Annotated in this window: 7 protein-coding genes and 1 riboswitch; of the genes, 4 read left to right on the top strand and 3 right to left on the bottom strand. The window is 61.3% G+C overall.

Annotated features, from left to right (window positions below):
* Positions 1-194: hypothetical protein (locus B0G38_RS22865; RefSeq protein ID WP_264671602.1), on the top strand; the 194-nt coding region annotated here is incomplete at its 5' end.
* 22 nt (positions 195-216) lie between these two features.
* Here the strand turns inward: B0G38_RS22865 and B0G38_RS22860 are convergent.
* Together B0G38_RS22860 and B0G38_RS22855 are read right to left on the bottom strand one after the other, a co-directional pair.
* On the bottom strand, positions 217-1,857 hold the full coding sequence (locus tag B0G38_RS22860) for a sodium:solute symporter family protein (protein ID WP_264671601.1): 1,641 nt from the start codon (positions 1,855-1,857) through the stop codon (positions 217-219).
* Positions 1,854-2,372 carry an OsmC family protein gene (locus B0G38_RS22855; protein ID WP_264671600.1) on the bottom strand — a complete coding sequence of 173 codons (519 nt, stop codon included), beginning with the start codon at positions 2,370-2,372 and terminating at the stop codon, positions 1,854-1,856. Before B0G38_RS22855 ends, B0G38_RS22860 begins: the two co-directional genes overlap by 4 nt.
* An 8-nt stretch (positions 2,373-2,380) precedes the next feature.
* A riboswitch (SAM riboswitch) is annotated at positions 2,381-2,473 on the bottom strand.
* Positions 2,474-4,138: 1,665 nt separating this feature from the next.
* Here B0G38_RS22855 and B0G38_RS22850 point away from each other — a divergent pair.
* Together B0G38_RS22850 and B0G38_RS22845 are read left to right on the top strand one after the other, a co-directional pair.
* A complete protein-coding gene (locus B0G38_RS22850; RefSeq protein ID WP_169998545.1) occupies positions 4,139-4,792 on the top strand; it encodes a plasmid pRiA4b ORF-3 family protein in 654 nt (217 codons plus the stop codon).
* Positions 4,793-4,912: 120 nt separating this feature from the next.
* On the top strand, positions 4,913-5,626 hold the full coding sequence (locus B0G38_RS22845; protein ID WP_169998543.1) for a hypothetical protein: 714 nt from the start codon (positions 4,913-4,915) through the stop codon (positions 5,624-5,626).
* 316 nt (positions 5,627-5,942) lie between these two features.
* Here B0G38_RS22845 and B0G38_RS22840 read toward each other — a convergent pair whose 3' ends face one another.
* The gene (locus tag B0G38_RS22840) at positions 5,943-6,980 is read right to left on the bottom strand and encodes a PDDEXK nuclease domain-containing protein (RefSeq protein ID WP_169998542.1); all 1,038 of its coding nucleotides are present in this window, start codon (positions 6,978-6,980) and stop codon (positions 5,943-5,945) included.
* A 790-nt stretch (positions 6,981-7,770) separates the two neighbouring features.
* Between B0G38_RS22840 and B0G38_RS22835 the strand changes: the two genes are divergently transcribed.
* On the top strand, positions 7,771-8,478 hold the full coding sequence (locus B0G38_RS22835; protein ID WP_264671599.1) for a hypothetical protein: 708 nt from the start codon (positions 7,771-7,773) through the stop codon (positions 8,476-8,478).
* The last annotated feature ends 188 nt before the right edge of the window (positions 8,479-8,666 follow it).

Raw genomic sequence — 8,666 nt, 5'->3', positions numbered from 1 at the left:
CCAGTGATCCGCGTAAACTCGCCCTTCCATGGGCGTCCCGCATCACAGCGGGGAGAGGAGCCGTCATGATTCATCAGATGAAATACGCAGACTACGCCATGTCATATGCGCCGTTATCGGCGTTGCGGCAGTCGACCTGTATTGTCCGCGAACAATTTGCGGCGTCAAGCGAAGCAAGAACCCCAGTGGTTTAACGTTGAAAGTTTGTTCAAGCAGTCAGGATGCAGCGGGTACGTCCTCGTCGTGCGCCTTGGCCATTGCCGGGGCGCCTCCGGTTCCCGTTACCTGCGTGGTGAGGAGGAACGTAGCGGCAGCAGCTGCGGCGACAACGAGAAATGCCGCGAGGCCTGAAAGGCCCTGTGGATGCAGCCAGCCCCAGAAGGTTGCCGACAGTGCAGCGAAGGCGGCAGCCGTCCACGCTGTCATCCGGCCCCAGTTCCTTGACCTGCTGTTGGCGGTAAGCTGCCAGCGGACCGTCGATAGCGTGACGGCGACCATCACAGCGATGTTGGCTGTCATCCCCATCCACACGGGGTGAATTCCGAACAGGAAGTCCGTGTGCGACCAATGACCAAAGTGGTACCAGGACAGGCCGGTGGCGAAACCGGCGATCATGGCTGCGTAGGCGGATCTGCGGGTAGCCAGTGGCCAGAAAAGGGCTGCCAGCACGGGGGCCAGTGTGGCGCCGTTGCGCAGGGTCCAGGCGAGCACGTTCCACCATGCCGATTGTTCCGTTCGCAGGATGGCGAAGACGATCATCAGCACGGTCAGGATGAGGAGCGACCAGCGGGTATAGCGGACAAGGTCGTTCTCGGTTGCTTGGGGACGGAGGGCTTTCCCGACGTCCCTGCCGAGACTGGTTGCGCCGGAAAACTGGCACGGGCCCGCCCAGCTCAGAGCACACGCCCACACCCCAAGGAAGAACACGCCGGCCAGAGGGGCAGGCAAGACGTCGGCAATATACGTCGGAATGGCAACGAGTGCCAGGTCCTGGGCCGGCACGACGATAGCTGCCGCGGTACCTAGCAACGCTCCGATAATGATGAATGGAACACCCAGACCGGCTGCGTAGAGCATTCCCTTCCTCCCCGCTTCCGGCGTGCGGCAAGACATGGCCATTTGGAAGGCTGCTTGGGCCAGAATGACGTTGACAATAAACGTCCCGAACCACGCGACGATCAGGGTCAATCCCGCTGAGGAGAGGTCGAGCATCTCCGGGCGTTCGGAGGCGAGCACGCGCAGCCCCTCGAAACCCGGATTGATGAAGAAGGCGATGAGTCCGATGATGAGCATGGCGATGAATACCATGCAGTTAGCGGTCTGGGTGAACGCGACCGCTCGCATCCCGCCGGCTGACAGGAACGCCAGCAACAGAACCGCGGTGAAAATGATCGCCACGTGAATGGACATACCGGTTAGCGCTTGCAGCGCCGATGCGAATGCGATGGCGGTTGCAACGGACCACATCGGGAAGGTGAAAGCTGTTATCGATCCCGCGATTGCCTGGGCTTTGCGCCCGAAACGTTCACCGATGAGACCGGTAACGGTAACGAGCAACCGGTTGCGCAAAGGCTTGACCAGAATCAGGGCGATCAGCAGAATCTGGACGGTTTCGGCCACCCCATACCAGACGGCGGAGATCCCCGTGCGGTAACTCAGTTCCATGATGGCGATATACGACGAGCCGGAGAACAATCCGGTGATGCAGAATGCGACGGTCCAAGGACCAAAGGTGCGGCCGCCGACAAAAAAGCCCTCGCCACGGTCTGCGCGCCGGTTAGCGGCACGGCCCGCAAAGGCCAGCAACACGGTGTAGAAGAGGGCCAGCCCAAGAGTCCATGCTCCCGCCGATGTCATGACTTGGTCTCCAAGCTATTGATGTGCCACTCGATGTCCAACTGGACGCCGGCATCGCGGAGCAGGTTGATGGCCGGGCAGCGTTTTTCGACCTGCTCTCTGAAGGCCCCCGGTTCGGAGGGCGCCAGAGCGAAATCAATTTCGATGGAAAGCAGGAAGTCATTAAAGTGCGGAGAGACGTCGGCTGTGCCACGGAACCCCCGGACGTCCTGACGCGCCTGGGAGGAGGTTCTGATCGCTTTCACTACCGCGCCAATCTCAGCGGCGACTGCCTCGATGACCACGGTAACGCAGCCGTTGACTGCGCCCACCACGTATTGCATGGGTGTGGGATCGAGATCTGTGCCACCTATTTGCTTCGGCTCATCGGTGCGGAACGTGAAGCCTCTGGTGTGGACCTCGGTCACCATGGACCCTTTCCAGTCACCGGTCGCCCGTATGGTCTTGAGACTGGGGCCGGACTCGTTTTCCGGGCCAGCGTCCGATCCGTTTATAGACGCAGTAGATGTAGTCATTGCCACTCTTTCCATCAGTTCGGGTATTAGCACCCTGCCAGGGACTCCGGGGGTTGCTGCGGCGTTATTGAGCCCGATCTCTAGGCCGCTCGGGATGGTCGTCCCTATCTAAGGTCAAATGTGAAGCCAGTTCAAAGTGTTTAGTTCCTTGACTTCTTTTGACTGATTGTTACGAGCGTCATACTTGACAGGAGTCGACGAGCCGGGTCTGGCTGCGGTTCGCTGATCATGGAAACCGCCGTGTCCAAGGCAGTCTTGGCTTAAAACCTAAGCAGGATAGCCACGTCCGCGAAGGCGGTTACTGGACGAGGGGAGAATTGGGCCGTGCGATTGGCGCGCCCCAGGCGTAGATGCTTCGCTATCTGCCTGTCCAGCCGGATTGGGATTGCTGCGACGCTGCGTTCGGCTGTCGCCCAGACGTGTGGCACCGACTATAACCACTGAACAGATTAGCCTTCGCAGTCCGTCATATGCGCCGTTATCGGTATTCAGCTGCAACGGTTCACGCAACGGGTATCGCGTGGCCGGACGTGTCAGTGAACCCGGGAAGCATAGCTGCCTGCCGGCCCGGGCTCCTTCCAGTTGCTTAGGGAAGGGGAGCGGTGCGATACTGTTTTCAACGCTTTCGCCAAGCGCTTCTTTTACCGCGCCCATTTTACTTGACATAATCTCCATTATCGGCAAAACAAAACGCCTAGTCAGAAGGGGTTTTTGGCCAATTGTTGTTGTTTCACAGGCGACATGTCCAAATCACAACTGAGGTGTCCAAAATTCTCAGCGGTCTGTCCAACGGCGTCGTGCGGCCTGTCCTCTGGAGTTCACCGACGAACTCGTCGAGATTGCAATCGACATCATCCCCAGCAGAACTGTCGAGTTCGGAGTCAGCCTCAACGACCTGCGGCCCGGTGCGTCACGGCCACCGACGACCACCACTGAAAAATCGGTCTGCTCACCCTCCAGCCAAGGTTTGGACAGATCGGCCGTCACCGAACTCGGCTGAGCGCCCCTGAATCCACGCTCGTCTGCTGGACAAGTAGCCCGGCACTCACGACAACTCGGCTGTTATCCGACACCAATTCACGTGTTGTTTCACAGGCGACACGTGCAAATCATAACCGAGTTGTCCAAAAGTCTCAGCGGTTGGCGAATACCGTCATCCCAACAGCCACAAACGCTTGGCAGAAAGCGCCAATGGGCCGACTGTGGTGAACAGATCCCGCTAATGGTCCACGTCAAATGAGATTGGGCCACTTTAGATGAGACAGGCAGTGGAAAAGGACAGTGGCACGGGACCGGCCATGGAACGGGAGTTCTCGCAGCTACTTCTACTCCCGTGAGTTTTTGCCGTAACGAACGTTATGTCAAGTAAATCGCCGCCTAAGACAACTATCGGCAAAAGCCGCGACCCTCATTTCTTCTGACCAGGTTCCTTGCTTCTGCGGATCAGCCAGTTCGGTGGCTTCCCAGGCCGCCGTTTCCGCGGCCTGGGACTCGACCTGGTCCGCAGTCGTTTTCCGTATCGCCTCACCGAGCCGGTTGAAACGTGCCGCCGGTCCGCCGCCGCTGCCAGGGCATGCACGTAGTCGCCGAGCGGCTGATCCGCCGCTTCCGCCTGAACCCTGAGCAGATCCAGTGTCCTGGGACACCTCAATCGCCGGAGCCATGGCCAGCAGTCTGCCAACCGCATTCCCCGGGGGCTGATTCCGTAAGTCTCCGACCGCCTCGACAGATCCCCGGACCGGCCGTCAGCCTGAGACGATGGTCGGGTGAAACAGGACGAGGCCAAGACCGCGGACGGCACGGAGTGGATTCTGCAGATTCGTGTCCGGCTGGTCGGCACGGAGCCGGAAATTTGGCGTTTGCTGGAGATCCGCGGTTCCGTCCAGCTCGCCCAGGTACACCGGATCCTTCAGGTGGCGTTCGGCTGGGAGGATGTCCATCTGCACCGGTTCACCGACAGCGACCCGTTTGCGCCGCTGCGTCCGGCCGACGGCGCGCTCCCCGAGCCTCTCCAGTGGCTCCCGGCAGAATGGTGCGAAGAGCCCACGGACAGGCCGGAGGAGCACTGTTCCCTGGAGCAGCTTCTGGCCCGGGGTTCTGGGAAAGCCTTCTACGAGTACGACTTTGGCGACAGCTGGCTTCACGGACTCGAACTGCTCTCCCGCCGGCCGGCAGAACCGGGCACACCGCCGGCGCGGCTGACCGACGGGGCCCGCCGGGGCCCCCTGGAGGACTGTGGCGGCTTCCCCGGATACGAGGACCTCCTCGATGCTCTGGCCGATCCTGCCCACCCGGACCACGCCGAACTCTCGGCCCGGGTCGCAGAAACCACCGGAACCGACAAGCCGTTTGATCCGGAGTTTCTGGACGTCGCGGCCGTCAACCGTGAGCTGTCCGCCCTTTCCTCCGCAGCGAAGTAGGACGCTCGTCAACTCATGTGGACGGGACGGTTGGGCCGTCCCCGGCGCCGTTGGCATGCGCGCCAGGTTCCACTTCCGCGGTGGGATTTATAGGGCGCCTCCAGCGGTAACATCTGCTGAATGGACACGGGACGAGAGAACATCATTGCCAGGCTCTACGCGGATGCCGGCCGGCTGAAGGGTCTCAGTCTGGAAGACCTCGGCTACATTCCACACCCCCGGGATCTCTCCGACGACGAGCGGGGCGGCCTGGATGCCGAGACGCTGGCATGGATGGCCGCGATACCGGAGGCGGAACGGGCCCGGAGGCTGGACCAGGCCCGTCTGCTGGCCGGGGCCATCTGGCACGCCTCCATCATCCTCATCGACCAACTGTTCGAAGATATTCACCTGCTGCATGGCAAGAGGCCGATCACGCGCGAGGACATCGACGAAACGTGGGTTCTTTCGGGCCTGCCGGGGCAGTACGCGGATAAGTACAACGGGCTCTTCGCCCAGCGTTTCCTGATCGTGGCCGCCGACATGACAACCAAGCTGGCAGCCGACTGGACGTACCCGACCTGCGTGGCGCAGGAGCTTGCCGTACGGTGCCTGCTGGACCAGGTCGAGGTCACCGCGGACACCTACGACCTTGAGCTTGAGCCGGACTGGCGGGGCATGCTCACCGAGAGAATCCTCGAAGACACCGACAGCGACATGCTGTACGACCGAAGCCTTGACGGATTCCAACACGATGAAGGATTCAACCAGCAGTTGCGGCTGGCCCCCATGGCACTCGAGCACTGGTTCGAACCATTCAACGAAGAGAGACATGTAACGCCCTACGCCCGCTGATCCACTCCCCCGCCGTGACCTACAGGCGGACTACCCGCACCCGCGGCCAGGCGTTCCTCGAGCGCCGCGCGGCGTCAAAACCGTTCCCGTGCCTCACTCCGCTTCACCCGGTTCTCCCATCGGTTCCGTGTTCCAGCGCCGCCGTGATTACTGCAGAGAAGGAAGCGCTTCCCGCTTCCGCGGCGGAAGGGCCTCGTAGGCTGATCGACTCGTACCTCTCGATAAGGTGCGATTGATGGCCGTGCTTCGCCTTGACAGGTGCTGGCCGGGCCTGGCTCCGGGGTTCCCCACACAGGTGATTTGAGACTGGGAAGGGTTAGGAGTCGTCCGCTGGGAGCTGGTCCAAGGCGGCGGTGAGCTGGTCCTCCCCCGGGACCAGCGCCTTGTCCGCGGCCGGCAACTGCTCATATGTATATGTGGAAACGGCCATCGGCGATGTCGAATGTCCCAGGCTGTAGCGGACGGTGTGATCGTTTTTGCTGCCGCAGATCAGGATCCCGACCGTCTCGTTGTGAAACTGGCGCTTCATGAGGTCGTCGACGACGGCGACGTAGAAGTTCAGCTTGCCGGCATACTCGGGCTGGAACCTGCCCGTCTTCAGCTCGAAGACGTAATAGCGCAGCTGCTCGACGTGGAAGAACAGCAGGTCGATATAGAAGTCGTCGCCCCCGACCTCCAGATGCACCTGCCGCCCAACGAATGCGAAGCCCGGACCGAGCTCGCGCAGCGTCTCGACAATCCGGTCAGTCAGCCGCTGCTCGAGGTCCCGCTCTGCCACTTCACCGGTCAGGCCCAGGAATTCAAAGTTGTACGGGTCCTTCGCTGCCTGCTGTACCAACTCCGACCCCGGCGCCGGAAGCACTTCCGCGAAATTCGAGGGCGCGGAACCTGTCCGCTCCATCGCCTGGCCCATGATCATGTTCAGCAGCACGTTCCGGGACCACCCGTACTCAACAGCTGCCCCGGCGTACCAGTCCAGCGCTTTGCGGTCATCGAGCTTGTCGATCAGGATACGGATGTGGCCCCAGGGCAAATGTGCCACAAGCTGTGGCACATTTGGTCCGCTCCCCCAGAGTTCGGCCATGCTCCTCATGTACTGCAGATTCCGTCGGGAGAAGCCGGAGATCTCCGGGAATTCCGCCCGCAGGTCCTCGGCAAGCCTGCCAACAACGCCGCTACCCCACCCTTGGACTTCCTGACGCTGAAGGATGTCCCGCCCGATGGACCAGTACAGCTCGATCAACTGGGTGTTCACAGTGCGCAGAGCCTGAGCGCGGATGCTGCGAACCCGCTCCTTTAGTAACCCAAGGAGATCCTGATAGTCGTCGGGTAGGGCAATCTCACGGGCAGCCATGACCTCTACGATATCGGCAGGAACATCTCGTCTTCAGACGAAAGCAATGGATGCAACGTCGTTACGCCTCGAGCATCTGCCCGGTCAAGAGGTTGCCGGTGCCGGTAGGGTCGATGATGGCCGGCGGCGTGGCCCGTCGGCGGACGGAAAGGATTTCGCACGCACCGGCCAGTTAGTCTCAGTGAGACTGATCTTCCTCCCCGGGTTTGTGGAGCTGCGGGTCCCGGGCATGAGACATGCCGTGATAACCCAACAGGCTCACTTAGTCTACGTTTTCACCACCCGTCGCCAGGAGACAGCTATGTAAGGCCAACGAGAGCCCAGCCCAGGCCCGCTAGCGCGACACGGATCGAATGCAGCTAACACCGTCAGCGCGCCCCCGGACGGAGCACACCACCGAGTTTTGAGACAATATATAATCCGGCTCTGACTAACCGCGTAGGGAAGCAGTCCCAGTGGCTCGCTGAACCTCTAGCAGTGCCCTCCTCTGCTATAGCTGGAGCATCGCCACGCAACGAAAGGGGCGCCTCATCGTAAGCAGGATCGCCGTGATCAGCGCTGGAGTCCTCGGATCAGCCCTGGCCGGTGAGCTGGCCGGTACCGGCACTGAAGAGGCCATCATGCTGCACGCATGCCTGTATTCGTGATGACCCATAACGAGACGCATGGGAGTCAGCACCGCCCAATTTGGTTGCTCTTGGGCTTTCTCTCGCTCGGGATTCTCGCGTCAGCGCTGATGCTCCTCGGTCCCGGCTTGCTGCCAGGGGGCCCGGAGTGCACGGTCGAGACCTTGGAGGGAGAGGTCGAGCTCGACCGTGATGAGGCGCAGCTGGCCACGACGGCGGTGGTGCTTCTGGCTCGCGGGATGGAGGCCCCGGACACCTCCGGCATCGACGAGGCCGTGCTGCAGCGGCTGGCCGCCGGTCCGCCCGGGGACGCTGGCCCCAGTCTGACCTGCCAGGGCTCATCCGCCGGTGACCTGCAGGAACAGCAGCTGACTGCCACCGGCCTGACACCACGCGCCGAGGATTTGCGCGAGGCGATGACCGAGGTGTTCGGCGACCAAAGCCTGGGCGGGTTCGCTCCGGGTGGCATCGATCAGGGACACGGAGCGGACTCGACGCACTACGACGGCCGGGCCATTGACATCTTCTTCCGCCCAGTGACGGAGGAGAACCGGCGTGAGGGGTGGATGCTGGCCCACTGGCTCGTCGCTCATGCCGAGGAGCTGGACATCCAGTACATCATTTTCGACGACCGGTTCTGGAGCGTCTACAGCCCTCGAGGACAGTGGCAGGACTATGAGGCACCGGAGCCCGGCAATGAAATCCTGCGCCACCTTGACCATGCGCACGTGGACGTGCTGGGTAGCCGCGGGATGCGTTTGGTAGGGAACGCAAGGCGAGTTGGCCCTTTCGTTGCCGGCCTCCGTGAGACAGCGATACTGCCAGCAAAACTAAGTGTCCTGTCTCATTCAAGTTGGACCATCAGACGTTGATTTCCTGCGGGTGGTTCAACTTAAGTGAGACGGGATTTCGCGACTTTGTCTCACTACAGTTGGCCCAGACAGGTGAATCTGGAATGTGGGCTCGGTTACGTCCCGCTGAGTGGTGGAGTTTCTCGACACCGTGCAGGTCAGTTCTCTGATTATGCTGCAGCGAGTTCGGGAAGCAAAATCGCCTCCTC

The organism is Crystallibacter permensis (assembly GCF_025960875.1).
Lineage (GTDB): Bacteria > Actinomycetota > Actinomycetes > Actinomycetales > Micrococcaceae > Crystallibacter > Crystallibacter permensis.
The sequence above is the reverse complement of the archived record's forward strand: the minus strand, read 5'-3'. Positions and strand labels throughout refer to the sequence as shown.

Excerpts from the sequence above, each read along its gene's own strand:
- B0G38_RS22860 (WP_264671601.1), bottom strand. The coding sequence starts at position 1,857 with ATGACATCGGCGGGAGCATGGACTCTTGGGCTGGCCCTCTTCTACACC.
- B0G38_RS22845 (WP_169998543.1), top strand. The coding sequence starts at position 4,913 with ATGGACACGGGACGAGAGAACATCATTGCCAGGCTCTACGCGGATGCC.
- B0G38_RS22840 (WP_169998542.1), bottom strand. The coding sequence starts at position 6,980 with ATGGCTGCCCGTGAGATTGCCCTACCCGACGACTATCAGGATCTCCTT.
- B0G38_RS22855 (WP_264671600.1), bottom strand. The coding sequence starts at position 2,372 with ATGACTACATCTACTGCGTCTATAAACGGATCGGACGCTGGCCCGGAA.